The sequence below is a fragment of the Aeromonas sp. DNRA1 genome (genome assembly GCF_963888745.1).
Lineage (GTDB): Bacteria > Pseudomonadota > Gammaproteobacteria > Enterobacterales > Aeromonadaceae > Aeromonas > Aeromonas hydrophila.
The window spans coordinates 668,346-693,201 of record NZ_CAWPKQ010000002.1 but is presented as its reverse complement, the minus strand read 5'-3'; the positions used below and the strand labels follow the sequence as shown (position 1 = coordinate 693,201).

Annotated in this window: 26 protein-coding genes; 9 read left to right on the top strand and 17 right to left on the bottom strand. The window is 60.7% G+C overall.

Going from position 1 to position 24,856, the window contains the following annotated elements; genetic code table 11:
* Position 1 precedes the first annotated feature (1 nt).
* The 12 genes from AACQ43_RS09175 to AACQ43_RS09120 form a co-directional block, all read right to left on the bottom strand.
* Entirely contained in the window at positions 2-2,005 is a 2,004-nt protein-coding gene (locus AACQ43_RS09175) for a FlgK family flagellar hook-associated protein (protein ID WP_049048026.1), read from the bottom strand.
* 3 nt (positions 2,006-2,008) lie between these two features.
* Positions 2,009-3,100, bottom strand: a complete 1,092-nt coding sequence (flgJ, locus tag AACQ43_RS09170; protein ID WP_168967043.1) for a flagellar assembly peptidoglycan hydrolase FlgJ — start codon at positions 3,098-3,100, stop codon at positions 2,009-2,011.
* A 44-nt stretch (positions 3,101-3,144) separates the two neighbouring features.
* A complete protein-coding gene (locus tag AACQ43_RS09165) occupies positions 3,145-4,242 on the bottom strand; it encodes a flagellar basal body P-ring protein FlgI (protein ID WP_011706637.1) in 1,098 nt (365 codons plus the stop codon).
* A gap of 8 nt (positions 4,243-4,250) precedes the next feature.
* On the bottom strand, positions 4,251-4,922 hold the full coding sequence (gene flgH, locus AACQ43_RS09160; protein WP_011706638.1) for a flagellar basal body L-ring protein FlgH: 672 nt from the start codon (positions 4,920-4,922) through the stop codon (positions 4,251-4,253).
* A gap of 14 nt (positions 4,923-4,936) precedes the next feature.
* Complete coding sequence (gene flgG / locus AACQ43_RS09155; RefSeq protein ID WP_011706639.1) at positions 4,937-5,725, bottom strand: flagellar basal-body rod protein FlgG; 789 nt, start codon at positions 5,723-5,725, stop codon at positions 4,937-4,939.
* 14 nt (positions 5,726-5,739) lie between these two features.
* Positions 5,740-6,486 (bottom strand): flagellar basal-body rod protein FlgF, encoded by a 747-nt coding sequence (gene flgF, locus AACQ43_RS09150; RefSeq protein ID WP_011706640.1) that lies wholly within the window; start codon positions 6,484-6,486, stop codon positions 5,740-5,742.
* Positions 6,487-6,621: 135 nt separating this feature from the next.
* Positions 6,622-7,956 carry a flagellar hook protein FlgE gene (flgE, locus tag AACQ43_RS09145; protein ID WP_076361340.1) on the bottom strand — a complete coding sequence of 445 codons (1,335 nt, stop codon included), beginning with the start codon at positions 7,954-7,956 and terminating at the stop codon, positions 6,622-6,624.
* A 10-nt stretch (positions 7,957-7,966) separates the two neighbouring features.
* Positions 7,967-8,695 carry a flagellar hook assembly protein FlgD gene (locus AACQ43_RS09140; RefSeq protein WP_041217322.1) on the bottom strand — a complete coding sequence of 243 codons (729 nt, stop codon included), beginning with the start codon at positions 8,693-8,695 and terminating at the stop codon, positions 7,967-7,969.
* Positions 8,696-8,710: 15 nt separating this feature from the next.
* Complete coding sequence (gene flgC / locus AACQ43_RS09135; protein ID WP_011706643.1) at positions 8,711-9,130, bottom strand: flagellar basal body rod protein FlgC; 420 nt, start codon at positions 9,128-9,130, stop codon at positions 8,711-8,713.
* Complete coding sequence (flgB, locus tag AACQ43_RS09130) at positions 9,130-9,528, bottom strand: flagellar basal body rod protein FlgB (protein ID WP_011706644.1); 399 nt, start codon at positions 9,526-9,528, stop codon at positions 9,130-9,132. The genes flgC and flgB overlap by 1 nt, the downstream gene beginning before the upstream one ends.
* 63 nt (positions 9,529-9,591) lie before the next feature.
* Positions 9,592-10,416, bottom strand: coding sequence for a CheR family methyltransferase (locus AACQ43_RS09125; protein ID WP_011706645.1), 825 nt, complete (start codon positions 10,414-10,416; stop codon positions 9,592-9,594).
* 18 nt (positions 10,417-10,434) lie between these two features.
* Positions 10,435-11,346, bottom strand: a complete 912-nt coding sequence (locus AACQ43_RS09120; protein ID WP_011706646.1) for a chemotaxis protein CheV — start codon at positions 11,344-11,346, stop codon at positions 10,435-10,437.
* A gap of 222 nt (positions 11,347-11,568) precedes the next feature.
* Here AACQ43_RS09120 and flgA point away from each other — a divergent pair, with 222 nt between their 5' ends.
* The 3 genes from flgA to AACQ43_RS09105 all read left to right on the top strand — a co-directional run bounded on the left by flgA (position 11,569) and on the right by AACQ43_RS09105 (position 12,998).
* A complete protein-coding gene (gene flgA, locus AACQ43_RS09115) occupies positions 11,569-12,174 on the top strand; it encodes a flagellar basal body P-ring formation chaperone FlgA (protein WP_017410414.1) in 606 nt (201 codons plus the stop codon).
* Positions 12,175-12,264: 90 nt separating this feature from the next.
* Positions 12,265-12,585 carry a flagellar biosynthesis anti-sigma factor FlgM gene (flgM, locus tag AACQ43_RS09110; protein WP_011706648.1) on the top strand — a complete coding sequence of 107 codons (321 nt, stop codon included), beginning with the start codon at positions 12,265-12,267 and terminating at the stop codon, positions 12,583-12,585.
* On the top strand, positions 12,585-12,998 hold the full coding sequence (locus AACQ43_RS09105; protein WP_168967042.1) for a flagella synthesis protein FlgN: 414 nt from the start codon (positions 12,585-12,587) through the stop codon (positions 12,996-12,998). The genes flgM and AACQ43_RS09105 overlap by 1 nt, the downstream gene beginning before the upstream one ends.
* Before the next feature lie 58 nt (positions 12,999-13,056).
* Here AACQ43_RS09105 and yfcE read toward each other — a convergent pair whose 3' ends face one another.
* Entirely contained in the window at positions 13,057-13,599 is a 543-nt protein-coding gene (gene yfcE, locus AACQ43_RS09100) for a phosphodiesterase (protein WP_168967041.1), read from the bottom strand.
* A 10-nt stretch (positions 13,600-13,609) separates the two neighbouring features.
* Positions 13,610-15,247, bottom strand: a complete 1,638-nt coding sequence (locus AACQ43_RS09095; RefSeq protein WP_168967040.1) for a peptide ABC transporter substrate-binding protein — start codon at positions 15,245-15,247, stop codon at positions 13,610-13,612.
* 225 nt (positions 15,248-15,472) lie between these two features.
* Here AACQ43_RS09095 and AACQ43_RS09090 point away from each other — a divergent pair, with 225 nt between their 5' ends.
* Positions 15,473-16,378 carry a DMT family transporter gene (locus AACQ43_RS09090; protein WP_168967039.1) on the top strand — a complete coding sequence of 302 codons (906 nt, stop codon included), beginning with the start codon at positions 15,473-15,475 and terminating at the stop codon, positions 16,376-16,378.
* An 11-nt stretch (positions 16,379-16,389) separates the two neighbouring features.
* Here AACQ43_RS09090 and rsuA read toward each other — a convergent pair whose 3' ends face one another.
* Entirely contained in the window at positions 16,390-17,082 is a 693-nt protein-coding gene (gene rsuA, locus AACQ43_RS09085; protein WP_168967038.1) for a 16S rRNA pseudouridine(516) synthase RsuA, read from the bottom strand.
* A gap of 174 nt (positions 17,083-17,256) precedes the next feature.
* Here rsuA and AACQ43_RS09080 point away from each other — a divergent pair, with 174 nt between their 5' ends.
* The gene (locus AACQ43_RS09080; protein ID WP_029299785.1) at positions 17,257-18,453 is read left to right on the top strand and encodes an HD-GYP domain-containing protein; all 1,197 of its coding nucleotides are present in this window, start codon (positions 17,257-17,259) and stop codon (positions 18,451-18,453) included.
* On the opposite strand, the gene AACQ43_RS09075 is transcribed toward AACQ43_RS09080, so the two are convergent.
* Complete coding sequence (locus tag AACQ43_RS09075; protein ID WP_024942451.1) at positions 18,450-18,638, bottom strand: hypothetical protein; 189 nt, start codon at positions 18,636-18,638, stop codon at positions 18,450-18,452. The genes AACQ43_RS09080 and AACQ43_RS09075 overlap by 4 nt on opposite strands.
* A 99-nt stretch (positions 18,639-18,737) precedes the next feature.
* Positions 18,738-19,388 (bottom strand): fructose-6-phosphate aldolase, encoded by a 651-nt coding sequence (gene fsa, locus AACQ43_RS09070; RefSeq protein WP_168755989.1) that lies wholly within the window; start codon positions 19,386-19,388, stop codon positions 18,738-18,740.
* Positions 19,389-19,516: 128 nt separating this feature from the next.
* Here fsa and AACQ43_RS09065 point away from each other — a divergent pair, with 128 nt between their 5' ends.
* The 4 genes from AACQ43_RS09065 (at position 19,517) to AACQ43_RS09050 (ending at position 24,745) form a co-directional block, all read left to right on the top strand.
* Positions 19,517-20,413, top strand: a complete 897-nt coding sequence (locus tag AACQ43_RS09065) for a glycyl-radical enzyme activating protein (RefSeq protein ID WP_168967037.1) — start codon at positions 19,517-19,519, stop codon at positions 20,411-20,413.
* A 53-nt stretch (positions 20,414-20,466) separates the two neighbouring features.
* Positions 20,467-22,899 (top strand): formate C-acetyltransferase/glycerol dehydratase family glycyl radical enzyme, encoded by a 2,433-nt coding sequence (locus AACQ43_RS09060; RefSeq protein ID WP_168967036.1) that lies wholly within the window; start codon positions 20,467-20,469, stop codon positions 22,897-22,899.
* 92 nt (positions 22,900-22,991) lie between these two features.
* Positions 22,992-23,738, top strand: coding sequence for a DeoR/GlpR family DNA-binding transcription regulator (locus tag AACQ43_RS09055; protein ID WP_029303991.1), 747 nt, complete (start codon positions 22,992-22,994; stop codon positions 23,736-23,738).
* 116 nt (positions 23,739-23,854) lie between these two features.
* Positions 23,855-24,745, top strand: coding sequence for an EamA family transporter (locus tag AACQ43_RS09050; RefSeq protein ID WP_168967035.1), 891 nt, complete (start codon positions 23,855-23,857; stop codon positions 24,743-24,745).
* Positions 24,746-24,856 lie beyond the last annotated feature (111 nt).

Sequence of the window (24,856 nt, the reverse complement as noted above, 5' to 3'; positions counted from 1 at the left end):
TTTACCTCACTGATGACAACAGGGTATCGAAGATGGTCTTGGCGGTGCTGACGATCTGGGCGGAAGCGGCATAGGACTGCTGATAACGGATCAGGTTGGCCGCCTCTTCCTCCAGACTGACGCCGGAGACACTCTCGAAAATCCCCCTGCTCTGGGTCAATTTCGTTTCATCTGCCTTGAGCTGGCTCTTGGCCTGGCTGGCGGTGTTACCCACCCCGGTCACCAGGCTGGAGTAAGCCTCGTTGAAGGTCATCTTGTCGTTGCTGGTGCCGGCGTTGCTGCTCTTGCGCACCAGATCCTTGTTCTGCAGATCCGCCAGAGCCAACCCGTTGGCGTTGTCGGCAAAGCCGTCGGTGTTGTAGCTGAGGGTAAAGCTGTCCTTGGCCTCCACCTTGCCGGTGATACTGAACTCGTAACCAGGCATCTGTTTAGGATCACTGTAAACAGGCGTACCCGCCGGGAAGGGGTTGATAATGGACGCCATCAGGTTCTGTCCCTTGCTGGAAGCGGGAGCCACCCCAATCAGCGTGGTACCGTCCGCCGCATAGACCTGGTAGTTGCCGCTGCCGTCTATCTTCACCACCTGTGGTGAGGCCGGATTCAGGCTGTTGGTGCCAAAACCGGAGCCGGTACCGGTATTGGTGATGCCGTTGAGCTTGATCTCTCCCGAACCGAAGTTGTTCTTGCCTTTGTCGGCCTTGAGTGGCGATGCCAGCGCCAGATCTTCGGCCCGGGTTGCCAGCTGACCCAAGCCGGCTGCCGCCCGCTTGGTCGGTTGCAGCAGGATCTTATCCCCCGCCGCCGGGGTGCCGGAGAGATCGATCTGGATGCCGTGACCGGCCACCTGTACCGTGGCGGGCGGCGTGGTACCTGTGGTCAGCGAGGTGCGGTTGCCATCCTTGTCCACCGAGAACACCTCGTAACCGGTGGCGCTGCTGAACTGCACTTCGTAATCAAAGGTGGTCACTTCCGTGCCCTTGCCGGGCACGAAGCTCACCTTGGCGGCGCCACTGCCGGTGTTCTGGCTGTAGGCCAGACCATCGCTCGAGCCAAGAGAGAAGAGATCCCCCCCCAGCTCGTTGTCCAGATCCATCCCCAGCCGGTTCTGCTGGTTCATGGCATCGGCCATGGCGGCGGCCAATTGACCCAGCTCGCGCTTGGACGGTTCCAGATCGTTGCGGGCGGAGAAGAGGCCGCCAATACCGCCACCAATATCCTTGTTGTTCAGGATGTTCTGGTTGGACCCCATATTCAGCTGCAACTCGGGCTCACGGGCATCGGGATTACCCGGCACCACGCTGAACTGGGCAACGCTGCCATTGAGCACCAGGGAGTGGCCGGTACTCATGTTGACCAGCATGCTGCCGTTGTCCTGCGGCACGGTGCGGATCTCCATCTTCTCGGAGAGCTGGCGAATGGCCTCGTCGCGCTGGTCGAACAGCATCAGGTTCTCTTCCGGCGTGCCCTGGGTGCGAATGATGGCCTGATTCAGATCGTTGATGCTGTTGATCAGGCTGTTCACCCGCTTGGCCTCATCACCGATGGTGGTGTTGATGGTGTCGGTCTGCTTGTCCAGTTGCGCTGACAGGGTATGAAAGCGGTTTACCATGCCGCTGAGCTGGCTCAGGGTGGTCTTGCGGCCGGAGATATCGGCGGGGGCTTCGTTGGCGGTATGGAAGCCCTCGAAATAGGAGCTGATGGCGGCGCCGACGCTGTTGCTGGTGTCTCCCAGCAGGCTGTCGGTGTTGGCGAGCTGCTGATAACGGGTGGAAGAGGCATAGAAGGCGGACGTGTCACGCCTGACCTCCCCCTGGGCATAGGCGTTGATGACCCGTTCGGTCAGCATGTCGCCGGTGCCGAGTCCGTTGGCATTGGTATAGATCAGGGTCCGTTCACGCACATAGCCCTGGCTATTGACGTTGACGATGTTGTTACTGGTGGTCTGCAGCAGTCGCTGCTGGGCCATCACACCCGAGGTACCAATTCCAAGCAGATCGCTTGCCATGACTTACAGCTCCATTTCTGTATTGTTGGTCGCGGAGTAGCCAGCAATGGCATCACTGCGCAATACCTGTTTCAGTTTCCTGGCGTAGTGCGGGTCGGTGGCGTATCCAGCCTGTTGCAAGGCTTCGAAATAACGGTCCGGACTGTCCACCTTGGCCAGAGCCCCCTTGTAGCGGGAACCCGAAGTCAGGAAATCGACATAGTCGTTGAAGCTCTCCTCGAACGACTCGTAGGAGCGAAACGCCGCCTTCTGGCGCGATGCCACTCCTTTCTCATATTCCAGGGTGCTGACCACCGTCTTGGGTCCTTCCCAGCGCGGATCGGCCTTGATGCCAAACAGGTTGTGGGTCACCTGCCCCTCCCCGTTCTTGATCACCCGCTTGCCCCAGCCGCTTTCCAGCGCCGCCTGGGCCACCAGCACTGCCGGGCTCAATCCCAGCTTGTCGGCCGCCTTCTTGGCCAGCGGCATCAGCCGGTTGACAAACTCTTCAGGGGTGTCAAACACCTGTGTCGTTTCATCGAGCGCCTTGGCGCTGCGAATGCCATGCCCCACTTGCGCAGGCCCCATCGGCGGTATGGTGCGGCGACTGCGGTGAGCCGTTGCCAAAGGCTGCACATCGCCACTCATCTCCTTGTCAGCAAAATCTTTGCCAACTTTTGAGGCTGAGATGAGATCGTTGGCGGCCGAGGTGGGGGGTTGATAGGGTTTATAGACCCGCTCCGTACGCTGCGGCATCTTGAGCACCCGCCCGTCGTGATGGGTAAAGGTCTCCGGCGAGAGCTGCTTGGCTACCATGGCAGCCAGGCCGATGCCACCCTTGCTCGACATGTCGGCAACCCGCTGCTCATCCAGCATCCCCTCGTAGAACTGGGTGTAGCTGCTGTTGAAGGGGCTGTCCTGGGTCAATACCTGGTTGGCCTGGCGCATGCTTTGAAACAGGGTCTGGGTAAAAATGGACTCAAACTGGCGAGAAGCCGCCATGAGTGCATCCGCCTTGCCCTCCTTGCTCTGGCTCAGCTGACGCAGGCGATCCAGGTTCTGGATATCCTGCACCATGCCCAGATTCACGCCGCTGTTGGTATCTAACTCTGCCATTTTGCTTACCTCATTGCCGCCCGTGGCAACCCCTTGCCGCTTTATTACAGTATGACCAGCTGGCCTTCGATGGCGCCGGCCTGTTGCAGCGCCTCCAGGATCGCCATCAGATCGCCGGGCGCCACCCCGACCTGATTCACCGCCCGCACCAGATCATCCAGGGTGGCCCCGGTATCCAGCTTGAACATGCGTCCCTGCTCCTGCTGCACGTTGATGGTGGAGTTGTTGGTAACCGCCGTCTGCCCGCCGGAGAGCGGGTTGGGCTGGGACACCTGCTGATTTTCCGCGATGGTGACCGTCAAGCCGCCATGGCTGATGGCCGCCGGCTTGAGCCGCACCTGGCTGCCGATGACGATGGTGCCGGTACGGGAGTTGACGATGATCTTGGCTGCCTCGCTGGCCGGATCCACCTCCAGGTTCTCGATGGTGGCGAGGTAGGAGACCCGCTGACCCGGGTCCCGCGGTGCGTAGACCTTGACCGAGGTGGCATCGAGCGCCTGCGCCGTATTGGGGCCAACCAGGTCGTTGACCACGTCAGCCAGCCGGCGCGCCGTGGTGAAATCGGGGCGGTTCAGGTTGAAGGTGATGGTATCCCCCTGGCTGAAGGAGTTCGGGACTTCCCGCTCCACGGTGGCACCGTTGGCGATGCGGCCCACTGTCGGGGTATTGATCACCACCTTGGAGCCGTCAGCCCCCTCGGCACCCAGCCCGCCAACCACCAGACTGCCCTGCGCCACCGCATAGACCCGACCATCCAGCCCCTTGAGGAAGCTTTGCAGCAAAGTGCCGCCGCGCAGGCTCTTGGCCTCGCCGATGGCCGATACTGTCACGTCAATGGTCTGGCCCGGCTTGGCAAACGGTGGCAGATCCGCATGAATGGCCACCGGTGCCACGTCCTTGATCTTCGGCTTGATGTTGTCCGGCACCTTGATGCCGAAATTGTTCAGCATGGTGCGAAAGGTCTGCTCGGTGAAGGCGTTGCTCTTCTCACCCGTGCCCGGCAGACCGACCACCAGACCGTAGCCGATCAGCTGGTTGCTACGTACCCCTTCCACCGAGCTGATGTCCTTGATCCGGGAGGCATGGGCCATCCCCAGGGGCAACAGGCAGCAGAACAGGGCAACAAGACGGAGCGACTTCATAACACCTCCTAGAGCGGCCACCAGGGGCCATTGAAAAAGCTGGTGAGCCACCCCTGTTCCTGGGTGTTGGCCAGATCGCCGGTGCCACCGTAATGGATGCGCGCATTGGCCACCTTCTGGGATGAAACGCTGTTGTCAGTGGTCACATCCTCGGGGCGGATCATGCCGGTGATCCGGATATATTCGTTGCCATTGTTGAGCATGATCCACTTCTCGCCGCGCACCAGCAGGTTGCCGTTGGGCAGGACCTTGGCCACGCTGACGGAGATGTTGCCCTGCAGGCTGTTGCTCTGATCCGCCTTGGCCTGCCCCTTGAAGGCACCGTTCTGGCTGAGGGAGGCCGACAGATCGTAGGGGCCGGCCGTCACCGGCACACCGCCCAACACAGCCGGATTCATGGTGAATTTATTATCCTTGCCGCTCTGGGTATTGGCCTTCTTGGAGGCGGAAGTGGACTCGGCCAGCTCGATGGTGATGATGTCGCCCACCTTGTGCGCCTTGATGTCCGAATAGATGCCGTTGACCTGATCGGGCTGGAAGATGGCACCGGTCGGCCTGACCGAGACCGGCTCCGACTCCCCGTAGACGGGGGCAAACTCGGGATCATCGGGCTTGGCGGTATTGGGCGTGCTGCTGCAGCCCCCCAACGCCAGCAGCCCCAGCATCCATATGGCTTTCATCATGCGCCTCCTACTTATGTGCGCTGGATCAGGAAGGACATCATGCCATCCACCGCCGAGAGAACCTTGGAGTTCATCTCGTACACCCGCTGGGCCTGGATCAGGTTCACCAGCTCTTCGGTCACGTTGACGTTGGAGGTCTCCAGCATGCCCTGCTTGATCACGCCCAGTCCGTCCGTCCCGGCGACACCCTGCACCGGCGCACCGCTGGACTGGGTCTCGACAAACATGTTCTCGCCCATGGGCTGCAGGCCCGAAGCGTTGACGAAGTCAGTGGTGTTGATCTGGCCCACCACCTGGGAGGCGCCATCCCCTTTGAGCTGTACCGACACCTGGCCATCCTCGCCAATCGTCACGCTCTGGGCGTTCTCCGGGATCTGGATCTCCGGCTGCAGCGGATAACCGTTGCCCGGTGTGACGATGGTCCCTTCGCTGTTGAGGGTGAACTGGCCGTTGCGGGTATAGGCCGCGCTGCCATCGGGCAGCTGGATCTCGAAGTAGCCGCGGCCGCTTATCATCAGGTCCAGCGAGTTGTCCGTGGTTTGCACGTTGCCCTGGCTGTGGTTCTTCTGGGTGGCCACTACCTTGGCACCCGCCCCCAGCATCAGGCCGGAAGGGCGCTCGGTATCGGCCGATGAACGACCACCGGGCTGGTTGATGTTTTGATAGAGCAGGTCCTCGAAGATGGCCCGGGATTTTTTGTAACCCACGGTGCTGGCGTTCGCTAGGTTGTTCGAGGTAACCGAGATGTTGGTCTGCTGTGCATCCAAGCCGGTCTTGCTGATCCAGAGTGCAGGGTTCATGTAAAACTCCTTGGTTAGCTGATACGCAGCAGCTGGGTTTGAGCCTCGTCATTCTCTTCCGCGGTCTTCATTATTTTGACCTGGGTTTCAAACTGACGTTGCAACCGAATAAGGTTGGTCATTTCATCGACCACGTTGACGTTGCTCCCCTCGAGGGAGCCGGCAATAAGGCCGACAGTGGCCGACGCCGCTTCATTCTGGCCATCCTTGCGACGGAACAGGCCGTCCTGCCCTTTCTCCACCGCATCCACCGCCGGATTGACCAGCTTGATGCGCTGGAAATTCTCCGGCAGGTTGGCGGCGGCCCCTTCCGGACGGCCACTGATGGTGCCGTCCCGGTTGATTTCAATTTTCTCCATCGGCAGCGGCAGCACGATGGGCTGACCGCCGTCGTCCACCACGTTCAACCCGGTGGAGGTTTGCAGGTTGCCGGTCGCGCTCAGCTGCAGATTGCCCATGCGGGTATAGGCTTCGCCGCCCTTGGGATCCTGCACCGCAATCCAACCCTGGCCGTCGACGGCAACGTCAAGATCCCGACCCGTGGTCATCAGCATGCCATGCTGCAGGTTCTGGCCTGGCCGCTCCGCCATGGCGAACACCCGGGTGGGCAGCCCCTCGCCAAACGCCTGCATGCTGCGCGCCTGCTCGAAGTCGGACTTGAAGCCGGTGGTATTGGCGTTGGCCAAGTTGTTGCTTCGAACAGCCAGGCTGTTCATGCTCTCCTTGGCGCCCGACATGGCGATGTATAGCAGGTGATCCATGGGATCCTCCGTCAAACTGATGACTCTGACAGAGGAACTGCAATTTGAGTGCCAACCCCCATAAGCTGGCATCGCCAAGGCAGCAAATACCCATAAAAAAGGGCGCCGAAGCGCCCTTTGTTAACAAGAGGGTGATTAGCGGATCTGCAGTATGGTCTGCTGCAGGGAGCTGTTCACTTCCAGCGAACGGGAGTTGGCCTGGAAGTTGCGCTGCGCGGTGATCAGGTTGACCAGCTGGGAGGTCAAATCCACGTTGGATTGCTCCAGCGCAGAGGACTTGATGCTGCCCAAGGTGCCCGAGTTGGGGGTGCCGGGCAGCGCATCACCAGACAGCAGAGACTGGCGCCAGGAGGTATCACCGACCTGGGTCAATCCTTGCGAGTTGGCAAATTTGGCAAGAGCCACCATGGCAACCTTCAACGTCGTCGCATTGCTGTAGGTCGCCGACACAATACCATCCGGCGTAATCTCAACCTTGGTCAAATTACCAACGGTGGCGCCATCCTGAGTCAGTTTGGTGACGTTGAAAGGCGAGCTGTATTGAGTCACATCACCGAGACGGATCTCCAATGTCTGGGTGGGATCGGCACCGTTGTTGATAATCCCGGCCGCCGTGCCAAGGGCGACGGTTTTGATCGGGTCAACAGGAACCGTCAGCGTGGGATCCAATTTACCGCCGGAGGTAAACGTCATCTTCACGCCAGTGGGGATACCTGCGGCTGGGCTGGGTGAACCACCAGCGATATCGATGGGCTTGTTCCCTTCATACATGTACATGCTCCAGGTACCCGGTGTCAGCGGTGTGCCCGGGGCAGCCGGATCCTCATGGCGGACAAAATATTTGGTGATCACATGGGGGGCACCAAGCGAATCATAAATCGTCACCGAGGTTGAATGGGCAAAGGTGGCCGAGTTGGTGGGGTCAAACGCAGCCGGTGACGTTGGTTTGGTTTTCGACTCGATACTCAGGTTGAAGCTGGCTTCCACCAGCTCGGTCATTTTTGGCTCACCCGCCCGATCCGGTATTTGAATCGGTTTGGTGGCGTTGATGCTGACCGCCTTGGGCGTCCCATCCGTGTTGATTTCATAGCCTTGCAGATAGTTGCCCTGATTGTTGACCATATAGCTGTTTTCATTCAGCTTGAAGGCACCGGCCCGGGTAAAGGTACGATCCAGGTTGGTCAGACCGTCAGACGTCACGAAGAAGCCGTTGCCCTGAATGGACAAATCAAGGGCGTTGTTGGTGAACTGCAGCGCCCCCTGGTGAAATTGCTGTGCCACCGCCCCCGTTGCCACACCATTGCCGACCTGGGTCTTGGCATTGACGAAGATGGAGTTGGCGTATACGTCCGCAAACTCGGCACGAGACTCTTTAAAGCCCGTGGTATTGACGTTGGCAATGTTGTTGGCGGTAACGTTCAGATCTTTTTGTGCCGCGTTGACACCGCTCAAGGCATTGTTAAATGACATATCCAGCTCCTTAGATCGATGCTGTTGGCGTGGGGGTTGATGGTGTTTTCACCGTACCTGCAATCTGCAAGATACTGTTCAGACTTGTTGTACCGAGGCCTTTCAAATTGAGCTGAGTCGGGCTGCTTGCCGTACCCAGGATCACGCTGTCGACCTTGCCATAGGCAAAGATCGAGACACTTTCCGACTTTCCGTCCACGGTACCGTTTGCCTTGAGGGTGTATTTGCCCTCTTTGGCCGGGTTTCCGTCCTTGTCCTTGCCATCCCATACGATCTCGACGTTGCCCTTCTGGTCACCTTCCAGGGGGAGCTCCTTGATGACCTGCCCGCTCTCGTCTTCGATGGTGATCTTGACGTTCGAATACTTGTTTTCTGTACCCACGGCGACCACGCCTTGCAAAGAGCCGTCTTTTTCCAGGTAACCGACATTGCTCTGCAGCAAGACGTTTTGTCCCACCAGCGCCGAGGCTTGCAGCGCCTGGCTGGAGGTCATCAGGTTATTGAGGCTGCCAATCTGGTTGGAGAGGCTGCTGATCCCCTGTGACGTCGACATGGAGGTCATCTGGGAAAGCATCTGGGCGTTGTCCACCGGCTTGAACGGATCCTGATAGGAGAGCTGCATGGTCAGCAGCTTCAGGAACGACTCCTGATCCAGCTCCTTCTTGGGCGTAGACGTCGTGCCCGTGGTCTGGGTGGTCGTGCGGCCGATGCCGTTCACGCCACTGGTTGTATCTGCCATCTATGCGTCCCCCTGTCAGGACTTGCCGAGGTTGAGCGTCTGCTGCAGCATCTTCTTGGCAGAGTCTGCAACCTGCACATTGGTTTGATAGCTGCGCGAGGCGTTGATCATGTCCGCCATCTCTTCCACCATGTTGACGTTGGGTTTGAAGATGAAGCCGTCTTTATCCGCCATGGGATGATTGGGGTTGTACTCCTTGAGCAAGGGAGCCTCGCTCTCGACAATCCCCTTTACTTCAACCCCGGCCGACGCCTGTTTGTCCGACATGGCCTGATCCAGCTGGGCGGCAAAAATTGGCCGCCTGGCATGGTAAGTTTTTTCCACGCTGGAGCTGACGCTGTCGGCGTTGGCCATGTTGCTGGCTACCGTGTTGAGGCGAACAGACTGTGCACTCATGGCCGAGCCTGCAATGTCAAAGACCTTGAACAAACTCATCACTGTTCTCCTTTCAAGGCCTTCAGCAGGCCGCTGATCTTGCTGTTCATAAATTCAAGGGAGGTCTGGTATTCAAGGCTGTTGCGCAAAAACTCGCTGCGCTCCTGTTGCACGTCGACCGTGTTGCCATCACCGGTATCGGGCTGCAGAGGATTGCGATATTGCGTAACGCCTGGCGCATCCATCTGCAGGGCGAAATGCTTCTCACTGGTCGTGGCAAGGCCAAAGCCCTGTTGTTGCTGGGCTTCTTCCAATGCTTGCGAGAAGTTGATATCCCGAGCCTTGAAGCCCGGCGTGTCCGCGTTGGCAATGTTGCTGGACAACACCTCTGCACGCTTGGAGCGAACGCTCAGCGTGTATTGATGAATACCAAATGCCTTGTCGAATGAAATTGCCATAGCACACCTCCTGCTTAAGAAATTATTAGCAAGAGGTGTGCCAAAGAGGGATTTAAGCGGGGATCATTTAACCTTGTAGACGATGCCGGGGTTGCACCGGATCATCTCGAACCTGTCGGTCAACCCGGCCAGCGACTCGGAAGCCCCCAGCATCAGATAGCCGCCGGGATTGAGGCTGGCAGCAAACTGGTTGAGGATCTTCGACTTCACTTCCGGTGCAAAATAGATGAGCACGTTGCGACAGAAGATGATGTCGAACTTGCCAAGCAGGCTGTAGCTTTCCAGCAGGTTCAATGGCCGGAAGGTGGTCAATTTTCTGACACGCTCCACCACCCGCATCTTGTTGTCACCGTAAGGTTCGAAGAACAGCTTCTTGCGCTCGGGCGACAGACCGCGAGCCAGCGCCAGACTGTCGTACACCCCTTCCTTGCACTGATTGAGCATGGTGCTGGAAATATCAGTCCCGACGATCTGTACCCCACCTGGCAAGGTGCCCGGTTTCTTGACCTGCTGTTCCAGCGCCGTCATGGCAATGGAGTACGGCTCCTGCCCAGAAGAGGAGGCCGCAGACCAGATCTTGATCGGTCGGCCACTCTTGCCGAGCTCGGGGAATATCTTGTCCGTCAGCAGCTGGAAGGGGTAGGTATCGCGAAACCACAGGGTTTCGTTGGTAGTCATGGCATCAACCACTGCCATTTTCAGGTCACGCTCACGCACACTCATCGCTCGAGTAACCAGATCAGACAGACTCTCAATACCAAACTGAGTCATCAAGGGTGAAAGCCGACTCTTGACCAGATACTGTTTGTTGTCACCCAGCACGATTCCGCTCTGTACCGCCAGAAAGTTGCTGAATTGTTTGTATAAGTCGTCCGAAAGTGTCTTCATGCAGTTTGTTCTTCTTGATTAGAGTGCGCCTTGTACGGCCTTGGCCAATTCATCCGGCTGGAATTTGGCAATGAAATTGTTCGCACCAACTTTCTGCACCATGGCCTGATTGAACACCCCACTGAGGGATGTGTGCAGAATAACATGTAAGTCCTTGAGGTTGGGATTGTTGCGGATCTCGGCGGTAAAAGTATAACCATCCATTTCCGGCATCTCGATGTCCGAAATCACCAAGGCGATCTGATCCTTGATGGGGCCATTTTTGGACATCTCCAGCAACATGTTGAGCGCTTCACGCCCATCCTTGGCCAGTACGCACTGCACGCCGATGGCTTCCAGCGCACGCTGTACCTGCTTGCGAGCCACGGAAGAGTCATCAGCCACCAGCACCGGACGTCCCAGAGTCGGATGTTCCACGCTGGCTTCCACCAGCTCTTTGCTGACCTCGGTCGATACAGGCGAGATTTCGTTGAGAATGCGTTCCACGTCCAGGATCTCGACCAACTCACCGTCGACCTCGGTCACTGCCGTCATGTAGTTGATGCGCCCCGCCCCTTTCGGTGGCGGCAGGATGGATTCCCAGTTCATGTTGATGATGCGCTCGACCGAGTGCACCAGGAAGCCCTGAATGGAGCGGTTGTATTCGGAAATGATGATGAAGCATTTGGTCAGATCTTCGATCGGACGCTTGCCCATCGCCATGCTGAGATCGATCACCGAGATGGTTTGGCCGCGAATATGGGCCACCCCGCGAATGCAGGAGTTCAGCTTGGGCATGACAGTCAAGGGAGGACACTGCAACACTTCACGTACCTTGAATACGTTGATGCCAAATCTTTGACGTCCGTTGAGACGAAACAACAATAACTCCAGCCGGTTTTGCCCAACTAGCTGGGTACGTTGGTTGACCGAGTCCAGGATACTGGCCATAAACACTCCCTAAAAACGCTTGGCATTAATCATGCATGCGTGTTGGCTTGCGTCAGACTATCGATGTCAGTGCGAACGAATTCTGAAGCAAGCATAGTTAAATATGGTGATATACGTGAACAACTTATCGGCCAGCGAGCGAAAATGATTAGTAGACTTTTCCTCACCTTACTGCTGTTTTGCGGCATTTCTCACGCCAAGGCATCCGAGGTGACCAGTTACTTGCAAGAAAAGGCGCAGGATTTTGTGCTCGGCCAGCTCGATGTCCCGCTCGATGCCCAGGTACAGGTGCAGGCAGCTTCCATCGATGAGCGCCTGCCTTTGAGCCGCTGTGACGAACATCTTGCCATCACGCTGCCCGCCAAGATGGAGATCCGCCGCAATACCACCGTCTATCTCAAATGCGAGGAAGAGAAACCCTGGGATCTCTACCTACCGGTACGAGTCAGCATACAGAAGCCTTATGTAACCGTCTCCACCCCGGTGGCCAAGGGCGATATTCTGAGTGAAAGCGTGCTGACACAGGCCTATCAGGATCAGACCCTGATCCGCGGCGACTATCTCAGCGATACCACGGCGCTCATTGGCGTACGCAGCAAGCGCGAACTCAAGCCAGGCCAGCCTATCAGACTCAGTCAGGTTTGCGTGGTCTGCAAGGGCGATCAGGTGACCCTCAGTGCAGAAAATAGCAGCATGCAAATCAAAACCATGGCCCGAGCCTTGCAAGATGGCAGCTTCGGAGACATGATCAGGCTCGTCAATATCCGCTCAGGCAAAACGGTGCAGGGTAAAGTCAACGCTGTTGGCTCCGTGGTGGTCACCTTCTGAGTGTTTTTCAGATCACTTTTTTTCTAAAGTTATGGCGATGACCACCGATAAACAGGTAAGCGAACAGTAAAGCAGACGAAGGTAAACACTATGGCTATTAACAATATCAACAACTTGGCGAACAACCGATTGCAAAATACCGGGAGCAGCCAGGGTGCCAATACCAAACCAGCGACCTCGTCACCCGATAACCGTGCGGCGACCGTCAAGACCGACTCCGTCTCCTTGACCAGCGAGGCGCAGCAATTGCAACAGATGCAGAAGAACCTCAACTCAGCTTCCACCGGCAATGAAAGCCGGGTCGAGAGCCTGAAGAAAGCAGTGGCCAATGGTGAATATCAGGTCAACAGCGAAGCTGTGGCCAAGAAGATGTTCAGCTTCGAATCCAACCTCGACAAGTTGCTGGGATAATGGATTTACCTTCGCTGCTGCACACTCAAGCCGACTACCTCTCCCAGATGCAAGGCTTGCTGGAGGAGGAGTTCAACCTGCTCAAGCAGCACCAGGCGCTGGCGCTGCCCGAGCTGGCAGAGCGCAAGCAGAAGCTGCTTGCCGATATTGAAGAGCTGGACAAGGCCATGGCGCTGTTGCCAGACCTGAAACAGCAACTGAACGCCTACCCCGAGCAGATGCGCACCCTGCGTGAGAAACTCGATGCCTGCCAGGAACAGAACGATCTGAACGGGCGCCTGCTCGAGCTCAGCATCGTCTCCAACCGCCGGCTGGCAAGCTACCTGAGCAAGCTGCGGGATCGCAACTCCCTGACCTATGACGCCAAGGGCAATACCCACTCCGGTACCCGCTCCATCGGCATCAAGGCCTGACATCCCCCGTTATGACGGCTGGCTGCTCCGCAGCACGTTTCTCCCAACCCCCTCTCTTTTACAGTTCCAGCCGCATCAGCACTTCGCTGTCCGCACAGGCGTGGATCCCGAGCACACCATCCTCGTAGCGGCCATAACTTGCCGCCAGATTGCCGCGCGGAAAACAGATGGATCCTGGATTCACATGCACCAGATCCCCTTCACGCTGCAACACGGGCAAATGGGTGTGACCGCTGATGAACAGGCTGCCGGCAGGCAGCAGCACCTCAGCAGGCCGATAGAGATGGCCGTGGCTGACGAACCAGCGCCGACCATCTACCAGCATCTGGTTGTAAGGGGCGGTGATGGGGAAATCCAGCAGCATCTGATCCACTTCCGAATCACAGTTACCCCGTACCGCCATGATGCGGGAAGCCAGCGTGTTGAGTCGCTCGGCCACGGCCGCAGGGGCATAGCCCGGCGGCACCGGGTTGCGCGGGCCGTGGTTGAGCAGATCGCCGAGCAGCAGGTAGTGATCCGGCTGCCAGGGGGCAAGCTGGTCCAGCACCCGCTCCAGCGCACTCAGGCTGCCGTGCAGGTCGGAAAGAATGGCAATTTTCATGGCAAGCTCCTTACTGCTGGCTGAAGTAGAGATCCTTGGTGGCGATCGCTCCCTTGAGGTTCTGCACTGGCAGGCCGCGCAAGGTGGGATCCACCAGCCGCATCTGGTTGTAGTGGTAGACGGGAATGGCCGGCATCTCGTCCATCAGCAGTTGCTCGGCCTGGTGGTAGAGCCCGGTCCGCACATTGCCATCCAGGGTATCAGCCGCCTGCTGCAGCAAGCCGTCGAAGGTCGGGTTGCAGTAACCACTCTCGTTCTGGGGATCTTGGCAGCGGAAGCTGTTGAGCATGGCGGAAGGCTCCACGTAATCCCCGAACAGGAAGGAGCGGGCCAGCATGAAATCGCCGCTGTCTTTAGCCACCTGATAGGCATTCCACTCCATGTTGTTGAGCGTCACCTCGACCCCCAGCGGCTTCCACATGGACGCGACCGCCAGCGCCAGCTTCTTGTGATTCTCCGAGGTGTTGTAGGTGAGCGTCAGCTTGAGAGGGTGCTGACTGTCATAGCCGGCCTGGGCCAGCAGCGCCGCCGCCTTGGCCAACCGGGTCGGCTGATCCTGCAGAGCTAGGGGGAAGCTCAGCGCCTCGTAGCCCGGCATGCCGGGCAGCAGCGACCAGGCGGCCTGCTCCCCCTGCCCGCTGACCTTCTCGGTCAACAGGTGCCGATCGATGGTCATGGCCAGCGCCTGGCGCACCCGCACGTCCTGCAGCTCGGGGCGACGCAGGTTGAAGGTGTAGAGGTAGGTCCCCAATAGCGGCAATCCCCAGATCCGCTCGGGGGTCGCCTCCTTGGTCTTCTGGTAATACTCCAGCGCCACCTTGTTGGTGAGCTGTATCTCCCCCGCCTCGTAGCGCAGCCGTTCGGCATGCTGGGAGGCGAGCGGCAGGTAGGTCACCCGCTGGATCCGGGTATGGGCATCATCCCAGTACTGGACGTTGCGCTCGGCCTCGATGCGCTCATTGGGCACCCAGTTCACCAGCTTGTAGGCGCCATTGCTGACCAGCTTGCCAGGCTGGGTCCACTGCTTGCCGAACTGGCTGACCGCTTTCTGGTTGACCGGCACGAAGGGGCGCTGGCTTATCAGCTGCAGGAAGTAGGGCACCGGCCGCTCCAGCGTCACTTTGAGGATCTGCTCGCTTTCCGCCTCCACCCCCAGGGTGTTGAGATCGAGCGCGCCGGCGTAGATGGACTGGGCATTGTTGATGCCGGTCGCCAGCAGCAGGCCGGCTGAGGGCGAGGCCTGGGCCGGATCCAGCAGACGGCGCCAGGCATAGACGAAATCAGTGGCGGTGAGCGCGTCACCATTGGACCACTTGAGCTGGGGGCGCAGGAAGAAACGCCAGACCAGCCCGTCCTCGCTGGTCTCCCAGCGCTGGGCCTGGGCCGGCACGATCCGCCCCTGCCCATCTTCGCTCACCAGCCCCTCGAACAGATCCACCAACACCACTTCACCGGGAAAACCGGAGCGGATCTGGGCCGGGTCGAGGGACTCGGGTTCGGCGCCATTGCCCTTGACCAGGGTCTGGCGATCAGACAGCGCAGGCTCCTGGGATACCGTGGTCGCCGGCAGCGGCGGCGCCAGCAGCAGACCCAGCAGCAAGGGAGAGAGCCAGCGACGGGCTGGCCGGGAAGCGGGGCACAAAACCATGACATAAACCTCGTTCAAAACACTTATTTCAAGAAGGGGGAAGGCCTGCGGCGCGCCTGAATACGAATGCATGATGCCGCGCTTGTTATCCCCGAAGACGCCCCGTATTGTATCGGGCTTGCCCAAGAGATGGAGTCTCTCGGGCTATTTTTTTCCGTAGTTTTTTATGAGGTGCGAGCGGTTGTCGCCTGCGTCCTTCATCTGGCTACATTTTCAGGAGTTTTTATGGGGTACGAGTGGCTGGCACTGGCAGCAGCCAGTTTATGGGCGGTAGCTGCCCTCATCTCCGTCAAACCGGCGCGCCACCTGGGGGCATTTGCCTACAGCCGCTGGCGCATGTTGCTGGTCAGTCTGATGCTGGGTTCGGCCAGTCTGGCTACCGGCGGCTGGCAGACCCTGACCCAGAGCGCCCTGCCCCTGCTGGCACTGTCGGGGCTAATAGGTATCTTCGTCGGCGACACCGCCCTGTTTGCCTGCATGAACCGGCTGGGGCCAAGACGCAGCGGCCTGCTGTTCTCATGCCATGCCCTCTTCTCCGCCCTGCTCGGCCTCTGGCTGTTTGACGAGCAGCTCGGTGGCTGGCGACTGGTGGGGGCCATGCTGGTCTTTGCCGGTGTCATGCTGGCCATCCTGTTCGGCCGCCGTGGCAATGCTCAGCAGAGTGAATGGGAACAGGTGCGCGGCCATCTCGTCATCGGCATCGGTCTGGGCCTGACCGCCGCCTTCTGTCAGAGCCTGGGTGCCATCATCGCCAAGCCGGTGATGATGAGTGGCACCGTGGATGCGATCAGCGCCTCCGGCATCCGCATGGGCAGCGCCCTGCTGGCCCACTGCACCCTGCGGGCGCTGAGAGTACCGCTGTCATTGCCGCACAACCCCATCAACCGCCAGGTATTGGGGATGATCGGCATCAACGGTTTTCTGGCGATGGCCATGGGCATGACGCTGATCCTGGTCGCCTTGCGCCAGGGGGACGTCGGCATGGTGGCGATCCTCTCCTCCACCACGCCGGTGATCCTGTTGCCACTGCTGTGGTGGCACTCGGGTCAGCGTCCTTCCCTGGCAGCCTGGGCGGGCGCCCTGCTGGCGACTCTGGGCACCACGCTGGTGCTGGGAGCCAGCGGACACTGACTCCCGAAGGATCAGAACCGGGCGATCTCGTCGGCGGTCAGCTCGCGATATTCGCCCGGTGCTAGCCCTTCATCCATCGTCAGGTCACCCACCCGCTCCCGGTGCAGTCCCACCACCTTGTTGCCGATGGCAGCAAACATCCGCTTCACCTGATGGTACTTGCCCTCGTGGATGGTCAGACGCGCCTCGCACTCTCCCAGGATCTCCAGCTGGGCCGGCCGGGTCTTCTCGGTCTCGCTGCGCAGCAGCACCCCTTCAGCAAACAATGCGATGGCATCCGGGCTGACCGGGTCTGCCAGCCAGACGTGGTAGGTCTTGGCACACTCGTGACGGGGGGAGGTGATGCGATGAGACCACTGACCGTCATCGGTCACCAGCACCAGACCGGTGGTGTCGAGATCGAGCCGCCCCACCACGTGCAGCTTGCCCATGGCCGGCTCGTCCATCAGGAAGAACACGGTGGGGTGATCCGGGTCTTCGTTGGAGCAGACATACCCTTCCGGCTTGTGCAGCATGAAGTAGCGGTTGCGCTGATCCAGGGTCAGGGTGACACCGTCAAATTCCACCTGGCTCTGCTCGTTGATGTGGAAGGCAGGCTGCTTGACTACGATACCGTCCACCATCACCTCTCCCTGCCGGATCAGTTTGCCCGCCAGCGAGCGGGTCAAGTCGGAACAATCGCAAAGAAATTTATCGAGCCGCATGCACAACCTCAGAGTCCATCAAGAAAGGGGCGTCATTATATCGGCCGGGGCCGACAACTCCAGCACTAAGCGCCGCAGCCACCACGCATGTCGCCATGACGAACCGGGGAGCCGGTGTTAGACTGCCAACAGAGGGCCTAACGTTACGCATAATAATAAAGTTCAGGAAGCCGTATGAAGTCGCAAACACCTCATCCCGTTATTCCCGTCAACCAGCTGCAACCCGGCATGTACGTGATCGCCATCATCAGCCAGACCGGCGGCATGGAGATTGCCCAGATGGGGCTGGTGACCACCCGCCAGCAGATCAACGATCTGGTCAAGCGCGGCGTGCTCACGGTGCGGGTCGATCTCGCCCGCAGCAAGCTGCCTGGTATCGAGCAGGTCATCTCCCCCGATCCGGCCATCTCCCCGGCCAGCACCCAGCGTTCCTCCGGCAGCGGCAACGGCGAGGGGCGCGAGCTGAAGATCCGCCGGCTTTATCAGGAGGCCCGCGAGCTGCAGGGCAAGTTCATCCGCCACCTCAAGGCGGGGGAGCCCATCGACATCACGCCGCTGGCGGCGGTCGCCGAGGAGATGGTGGACACCATGTTCACCCACGGTGACGCCATGCTCTGTCTGGCCCGCATTCGCGCCAAGGATGCCTACCTGATGGAGCACTCGATGAACGTCGCCATCCTGCTGGCGAACTTCGGCCGCTATCTGGACCTGGACCGAAGCGTGCTCAAGGAGCTGACCCTGGGCGGCCTGCTGCACGACGTGGGCAAGATCATGACCCCGGACGAAGTGCTCAACAAACCGGGCAAGCTCACCGACGAGGAGTTCGCCGTCATGCGCCAGCACGTGGTGCACAGCTACGAGATCCTGAGCAACACTCCCGGCATCACCGCCACCATGCTGGAGGTGGCCGCCAACCATCACGAACGGCTCGACGGCACCGGTTACCCGCAGCGGCTCAAAGGCGAGCAGCTCTCGCTCTATACCCGCATGAGCGGCATCGTCGATGTCTATGACGCCGTTACGGCGGATCGGGTCTACAAGCAGGGGATGCAGCCGACCCAGGCCTTTCGCATTCTGCTCAAGGGGATCAACCACCACTTCGATGCCGAACTGGTTACCAAGTTCATCAAGTGCATGGGGGTCTATCCAGTGGGGACGCTGGTGCAGCTTTCCAACCAGCGGCTGGCCATCGTCATGCAGCGCAATCCCCATGAGCCGCTCAAACCGGTGGTGAAGGTGATTTATCACGGGACCCAGCGCCACTACCTCGAGGTGCAGTGGCTGGATCTTGCCAAGAACGGGGTGCAGGAAACCATCGAGAGCACGGTCGATCCCAAGGAGTTCGGCATCAACCTCGCCAACTTCGTCTAGTCGGCATCCCCCTCCCGCAACCGCTCGGCGCAGTGCTGGATGAGAAACTCCTCATCCAGCGGCGACAGATCAAAGCGGATGCAGGCCTCTTCGATGGCCCGGATGTCGTGTTGATGGTGCTCGCTGAGCCAGCGCACGGCGCGGCGCAGATCTTCACCATGGGGCAGCAGGGTATGGTCGCTCATGGGGCACCTCCGATCAGCCATCGATAGTGGCCCGTCACAGCGGGCTCTCTCTTCTAGCTTAGCCCGCCTGCCGCCCTTTCATCCTGCCTTCAAGCAGCCTCAGGCAAACGCCCGCTGCCAATCCTGATCAAACTTCGCCAGCGCCGCATCCACCGCCGGCACTCTCAGCAGCTGTTCGGCCACGTCGAGCGGCAGCGTGATGGACTGGCAACCTGCCAGCAGGCAGTCGAGCGCCTGGCGCGGGGTGCGAAACGATGCCGCCAGCACCTTGCTGTGCGGCGCGTGCAGCGCCAGCAGCTGTTGCAACTCCTGTACGGTGGCGATGCCATCGCCCCCCTGGGCATCCAGCCGGTTGACGTAGGGCGCCACGTATTCGGCCCCTGCCACCGCCGCCAGCCAGCCCTGCAGCGGGGTATAGACCGCCGTGCCCAGGGTCGGTACCCCGTTGGCCGTCAGAGTCTTGATGGCCGCCAGCCCCTCTTCACATACCGGGATCTTGATCACCAGGTCCCGATCCAGCTCACGCAGGGCAAATGCCTCGCGCACCATCTCGGTCTCAGTCTTGGCCATCACCTGGGCAAACAGGCGTGCCTTGGGCCCTAGCACCTCCCGCAGGGCGGGCAGCAGCTCGGCCAGTGGCATGCCGCCTGCCGCGGTAATGGACGGGTTGGTGGTGACGCCAGCCAGCGGCAGGATCCGTGACCAGCGGCGCACCGCAGCCACATCGGCAGTATCGAGATAAAGCTCCATCTCTGACTCCTTAATGGGATGTTCAATCTGTCGCCATTCTAGCGAGATAACATCCGCACATTGTTTGATCAAAATCAAATCAAGTTTCGAACGAAAGAAAATAGAATGCAGAAACAAAAGGAGGCGGTATGATTTTCGACCTGCAACGCTATTCAACCCATGATGGCCCCGGCATTCGCACCCTGGTGTTTCTCAAGGGATGCTCGCTGGCCTGTCGCTGGTGTCAAAACCCGGAAAGCCGCTCTCCCAAGCCGGACATACTACTCGACCGGCGCCAATGCATCGAGGGATGCCGGCTCTGCAGCGACGCCTGCCCGGCAATCTTGCATGACAGCCAGGGTGTCCAGCTCACTCGCTCAACCCTCGGCAATCAGGATGTGGAACGGCTGCGCGGCCTCTGCCCAAGCGAAGCGCTGCAGGTGTGCGGCCGGGAGGAGAGCCTGGACACCCTGATGGCCACTATATTGCGGGATCGCCCCTTCTTTGAGCGCAGCGGCGGCGGAGTGACCCTCTCCGGCGGCGAGCCCTTCATGCAGCCCGAATTTGCCGCCAGCCTGCTGGCCCGCTGCAAGGCCGAGGGGCTGCATACCGCAGTGGAAAGTTGCCTGCACGTCCCCTGGCACCAGATTGAACCAAGCCTCCCCCATCTCGACCTGCTGCTGGCGGATCTCAAGCATGTGGATGAGGAGCGCTTCTTCGACTGGACCCGTGGCAAGGTCGCCCTGCCCCTGGCCAACCTCAGGCGTCTGGCCGAGCGCGGCGTGGCCATGCAGATCCGGGTGCCGCTAATCCCCGGTTTCAATGCCGACCGAGCATCCATAGAGGCCATCACCCAAACTGCCGCCAACCTCGGCACCGTACAGGAGATCCATTTTCTCCCCTACCACACCCTGGGCGCGGGCAAGTACGCCCTGCTCGACCAACCCTATCAGGCCCCACCGCAACCGCTCGATGACCCGGCACTGCTCGCCTTTGCCCATGAGTGTGCCAGTGCGCAGGGGCTGACCCCGCTCACCCGGGGCTAGGAACAAACCCATGACATCCGCCACTCACAGCCCAATGACCAGAGGATAAGACCATGACCCAGCTCGACCTCACCACCCTGCCCCCGCGGATCCGTGCCCACAAGGAGAGCCTGATCCACATCGTCCAGCCGCCGGTCTGCACCGAGCGGGCCCGTCACTACACCGAGGCCTATCAGGCCCACCTGGCCCGACCGCTGCCGGTGCGCCGTGCCCTGGCGCTGGCCCACCACCTCAAGGAGCGCACCATCTGGATCAAGCACGACGAGCTCATCGTCGGCAACCAGGCCAGCCAAGTGCGGGCGGCGCCGCTCTTTCCCGAATACACGGTGAGCTGGATCGAGAAGGAGATCGATGAGCTGGCGGATCGCCCCGGCGCCGGTTTTGCGGTGAGCGAGGCTGACAAGCTGGCCATCCACGCACTCACCCCCTTCTGGCGTGGCCAGACGGTGCAGGATCGCTGCTACGGCCTCTTTACCGACGAGCAGAAGGGGCTGCTGGAGAGTGGCATCATCAAGGCCGAGGGCAACATGACCTCGGGGGATGCGCACCTCGCGGTCAACTATGAGCAGCTGCTTGCTCTCGGTCTCGACGGCCTCAAGGTCAAGGTGGCCGAGCGGCGCGGCCGGCTCGATCTCGCGGACTGGGCTGATCTGCAGCGCGAGCAGTTCCTGCAGGCCGTCGCCATCACCTTCGATGCCGTCAGCCAGCACATCGAGCGTTACGCCACGCTGGCCCGCGAACTGGCGCAGCAGGAGCCGCGCCCCGAGCGCCGCTGTGAGCTTGAGACCATAGCCCTCAACTGCGCCCACATTGCCCATCGGCCTCCCGAGACCTTCTGGCAGGCGCTGCAGCTTTGCTACTTCATCCAGCTCATCCTGCAGATCGAGTCCAACGGCCACTCGGTGTCGTTTGGCCGGATGGACCAGTACCTCTACCCCTGGTATCGCCGCGAAGTAGAGCTGTCGGAATCCCTGCCGCGCACACGCGCCATCGAGCTGCTGCAAGGGTGCTGGCTCAAGTTGCTGGAGGTGAACAAGATCCGCTCCGGCACCCACTCCAAGGCCTCCGCCGGCAGCCCGCTCTACCAGAACGTCACCATCGGTGGCCAAAACTGGCAGGGTGGCAAGGCACATGATGCGGTCAACGGCCTCTCCTACGCGATTCTGGAGTCCTGTGGCCAGCTGCGCTCCACCCAGCCCAACCTCTCGGTGCGCTACCATGCCGGCATGAGCGAGGATTTCCTCGACGCCTGCATCCAGGTGATCCGCTGCGGTTTCGGCATGCCCGCCTTCAACAACGACGAGGTGGTGATCCCCGAGTTCATCAAGCTCGGGGTGAGCGAGGAGGATGCCCACCACTACGCCGCCATCGGCTGCATCGAAACCGCAGTGCCCGGCAAATGGGGCTATCGCTGCACCGGCATGAGCTTCATCAACTTCGCCCGCATTCTGCTGGCGGCGCTCGATGGCGGCCGCGATGCCACCACCGGCAAGGTCTTCCTGCCCCAGCCCCAGTCACTGCGGCAAGGCACGTTCGGCCACTTCGACGAGGTGATGGCCCGCTGGGACGAGCAGGTACGCTACTTCACCCGAAAATCCATCGAGATCGATTGCGTGGTCGACAGCGTGCTGGAGGCTCAGGCCCACGACATCCTCTGCAGCGCCCTGGTGGATGACTGCATCGAGCGCGGCAAGACCATCAAGCAGGGGGGCGCCGTCTATGACTGGGTCTCCGGCCTGCAGGTGGGGATCGCCAACCTGGGCAACAGCCTGGCAGCGCTGAAGAAACTGGTGTTCGAACAGGGAGTGGTGGATCAGCGCGAGCTGGCCGAAGCGCTCGAGCAGGATTTTGCCGGGGTCAAAGGCGAGCAACTGCGCATGCGCCTCACCAATGCCGCCCCCAAATATGGCAACGATCTGGACGAGGTCGACATGCTGTTGGTACAGGCCTACCAGAGCTACATCGACGAGCTCAAGGGGCTGCACAACACCCGCTTCGGCCGCGGCCCCATCGGCGGCACCTACTATGCGGGCACCTCCTCCATCTCGGCCAACGTGCCCTTCGGTGCGGCCACCATGGCCACCCCGGATGGTCGCCACGCCCGCACCCCGCTGGCAGAAGGGGCCAGCCCAGCGTCGGGGTCGGATCGTCTCGGCCCCACGGCGGTGTTCAACTCGCTCGGCAAGCTGCCCACGGCGGCCATTCTCGGCGGGGTGCTGCTCAACCAGAAGCTGAGCCCGGCCAGCCTTGAAAACGAGCGGGACAAGACCAAGCTGATGAGCCTGCTGCGCACCTTCTTCGAGGTGCACAAGGGGTGGCACGTGCAGTACAACATCGTCTCGCGCGAAACCCTGCTGGCCGCCAAGGCCCATCCCGACCAGTATCGGGATCTGGTGGTGCGGGTGGCGGGCTATTCGGCCTTCTTCACCGCCTTATCCCCCGATGCGCAAGATGATATCATCGCCCGCACCGAGCACAGTCTCTGACGGGCCCCACCAGGGGCAACTGTGCCCCTTTATGACCGGCAAGCCACCCGCGAGGTGGCTTGCCGCTATCCACTGCCAGCCAGCGAGGCCCCATGAACCCACGCCACCAACTGATCCTCACCCTGGTCCATCAGGCCCGCAAGATGAGCGTGAGCGAGCTCTCCCAACGTACCGGGGTATCGGAGGTGACGGTGCGCAACGACCTGACCGCCCTCGAAAAGCAGGGGCTGCTCAAGCGGGTGCATGGCTCGGCCATGGCGCTGGAGAGCGACGATCCCGACGCCCGGATGAACATCAACTACCTGCTCAAGGAACGCCTTGCCGAGCGGGCCGCCCAGCTGGTGGAGGATGGCGAGACGGTCTTTATCGAGGGGGGCAGTGCCAACGCCTTGCTGGCCCGCCATCTGGCCCTGCACAAGCGGGTCACCATCATCACCATCAGCAGCTACATCGCCCACCTGCTGCGCGATACCCAGGCCCAGGTAGTGCTGCTCGGTGGCCTGTTCCAGCATCAGAGCGAGAGCGTGGTGGGGCCGCTGACCCGGCTGTGCATCGAGCAGGTGCACTTCTCCAAGGCTTTCATCGGGGTAGACGGTTTTCACCCCGAGATGGGCTTCACCGGCCGCGACATGATGCGGGCCGACGTGGTCAACAGCGTGCTGGCCAAGGGGGTGACCAATGTGGTCATCACCGACAGCAGCAAGTTCGGCGCCATCCACCCGAGCCCGCTCGGTACGCCGGGCCAGATCGGCGTGCTGGTCACCGATGACGCCCTGCCCGCCCCCATGCGGGCCACCCTGACTGCACGCGGCATCACAGTGCACTGCGTCGCAGCCTGATCCACCCGTTGCAGGGTTGCCCCCCGCCTGGCGGCTTGACGGCGCCCACCGAGGCTGGGGTATGCTCGTCGTCTTTTGGCCTCTCCTGCCAGAGGCCACACACCGAAGGACGCCGCATGCACACCAAGGACAAGTTTCTGGCCGCTCTGGTCATCCTCTGCTGGGGGCTCAACTTCGTCGCCATCAAGTGGGGGCTGGAGGGCATTCCCCCGCTGCTGCTGGGGGCGCTGCGCTTCGTCGGAGTGGTTTTTCCCGCCATCTTGCTGGTCCCCAGACCCGCCATGCCGTGGCGCTGGCTGCTGGCCTATGGCGGAGCCATCAGTCTGGGCCAGTTCTCCTTTCTGTTCTGCGCCATGAAGTTCGGCATGCCGGCGGGCATGGCGTCGCTGGTACTGCAATCCCAGGTGGTGTTCACCCTCTTGTTCGCCATGATCTGGCTGGGTGAGCGCTGGCAACCCCACCACTGGGTAGCCCTGCCGCTGGCGGGGGCCGGCCTCTATCTCATCGCCACCCATGGCGAAGGTAATCTCACTCTGCTCGGCTTTGTGCTGACCCTCTGCGCGGCCGCCTGGTGGGGCCTTGGCAACGTCATCAATCGCCAGATTGGGCTGCGCTACCAGACCACGCTGCCGAGCCTTATCGCCTGGGGCGGACTGGTGCCCATCCTTCCCTTCCTTGCGCTCTCCTGGTTGTTCGAGGGGCCCGAGCTGATGGCCAGCAGCCTGCTCAACATCAGCTGGCAGGGTTTCCTGTGCGTGCTCTATCTCTCCTTTGTCGCCACCTGGCTCGGCTACGGCCTGTGGGGGCGACTGCTGATGCGCTATCCGGTAGCGCAGGTGGCTCCCCTCTCCCTGCTGGTACCCTGCGTCGGCATGGTGGCGGCAGCCCTGCTGCTGGACGAGCACCCCACCCCCTTGCAATGGCTGGGCTCGGCCCTGGTGCTGCTGGGATTCGTGGTGCATCTGCTGGGCGGCCGGCTGCGCTGGTTCAAGCCGCAGGCCGTCTGATCCTTATTTGCCCGCCGCCATTGACCAGGGCGGGGAAACTTTCCATGATGAGCCAGCCCCCATCGGGGCTGGAGCCACCAGCGAGTGGCCTGCAGGACGCAGCCATCAGGA

Excerpts from the sequence above, each read along its gene's own strand:
- AACQ43_RS09120 (WP_011706646.1), bottom strand. The coding sequence starts at position 11,346 with ATGGCCAGTATCCTGGACTCGGTCAACCAACGTACCCAGCTAGTTGGG.
- AACQ43_RS09080 (WP_029299785.1), top strand. The coding sequence starts at position 17,257 with ATGAAGTCGCAAACACCTCATCCCGTTATTCCCGTCAACCAGCTGCAA.
- AACQ43_RS09060 (WP_168967036.1), top strand. The coding sequence starts at position 20,467 with ATGACCCAGCTCGACCTCACCACCCTGCCCCCGCGGATCCGTGCCCAC.
- AACQ43_RS09105 (WP_168967042.1), top strand. The coding sequence starts at position 12,585 with ATGGATTTACCTTCGCTGCTGCACACTCAAGCCGACTACCTCTCCCAG.
- flgG (WP_011706639.1), bottom strand. The coding sequence starts at position 5,725 with ATGAACCCTGCACTCTGGATCAGCAAGACCGGCTTGGATGCACAGCAG.
- AACQ43_RS09050 (WP_168967035.1), top strand. The coding sequence starts at position 23,855 with ATGCACACCAAGGACAAGTTTCTGGCCGCTCTGGTCATCCTCTGCTGG.
- AACQ43_RS09065 (WP_168967037.1), top strand. The coding sequence starts at position 19,517 with ATGATTTTCGACCTGCAACGCTATTCAACCCATGATGGCCCCGGCATT.
- flgH (WP_011706638.1), bottom strand. The coding sequence starts at position 4,922 with ATGAAAGCCATATGGATGCTGGGGCTGCTGGCGTTGGGGGGCTGCAGC.
- AACQ43_RS09095 (WP_168967040.1), bottom strand. The coding sequence starts at position 15,247 with ATGGTTTTGTGCCCCGCTTCCCGGCCAGCCCGTCGCTGGCTCTCTCCC.
- AACQ43_RS09075 (WP_024942451.1), bottom strand. The coding sequence starts at position 18,638 with ATGAGCGACCATACCCTGCTGCCCCATGGTGAAGATCTGCGCCGCGCC.
- AACQ43_RS09165 (WP_011706637.1), bottom strand. The coding sequence starts at position 4,242 with ATGAAGTCGCTCCGTCTTGTTGCCCTGTTCTGCTGCCTGTTGCCCCTG.
- flgF (WP_011706640.1), bottom strand. The coding sequence starts at position 6,486 with ATGGATCACCTGCTATACATCGCCATGTCGGGCGCCAAGGAGAGCATG.
- AACQ43_RS09055 (WP_029303991.1), top strand. The coding sequence starts at position 22,992 with ATGAACCCACGCCACCAACTGATCCTCACCCTGGTCCATCAGGCCCGC.
- AACQ43_RS09140 (WP_041217322.1), bottom strand. The coding sequence starts at position 8,695 with ATGGCAGATACAACCAGTGGCGTGAACGGCATCGGCCGCACGACCACC.
- AACQ43_RS09090 (WP_168967039.1), top strand. The coding sequence starts at position 15,473 with ATGGGGTACGAGTGGCTGGCACTGGCAGCAGCCAGTTTATGGGCGGTA.
- fsa (WP_168755989.1), bottom strand. The coding sequence starts at position 19,388 with ATGGAGCTTTATCTCGATACTGCCGATGTGGCTGCGGTGCGCCGCTGG.
- AACQ43_RS09125 (WP_011706645.1), bottom strand. The coding sequence starts at position 10,416 with ATGAAGACACTTTCGGACGACTTATACAAACAATTCAGCAACTTTCTG.
- flgC (WP_011706643.1), bottom strand. The coding sequence starts at position 9,130 with ATGAGTTTGTTCAAGGTCTTTGACATTGCAGGCTCGGCCATGAGTGCA.
- flgE (WP_076361340.1), bottom strand. The coding sequence starts at position 7,956 with ATGTCATTTAACAATGCCTTGAGCGGTGTCAACGCGGCACAAAAAGAT.
- flgB (WP_011706644.1), bottom strand. The coding sequence starts at position 9,528 with ATGGCAATTTCATTCGACAAGGCATTTGGTATTCATCAATACACGCTG.
- rsuA (WP_168967038.1), bottom strand. The coding sequence starts at position 17,082 with ATGCGGCTCGATAAATTTCTTTGCGATTGTTCCGACTTGACCCGCTCG.
- flgJ (WP_168967043.1), bottom strand. The coding sequence starts at position 3,100 with ATGGCAGAGTTAGATACCAACAGCGGCGTGAATCTGGGCATGGTGCAG.
- flgM (WP_011706648.1), top strand. The coding sequence starts at position 12,265 with ATGGCTATTAACAATATCAACAACTTGGCGAACAACCGATTGCAAAAT.
- AACQ43_RS09175 (WP_049048026.1), bottom strand. The coding sequence starts at position 2,005 with ATGGCAAGCGATCTGCTTGGAATTGGTACCTCGGGTGTGATGGCCCAG.
- yfcE (WP_168967041.1), bottom strand. The coding sequence starts at position 13,599 with ATGAAAATTGCCATTCTTTCCGACCTGCACGGCAGCCTGAGTGCGCTG.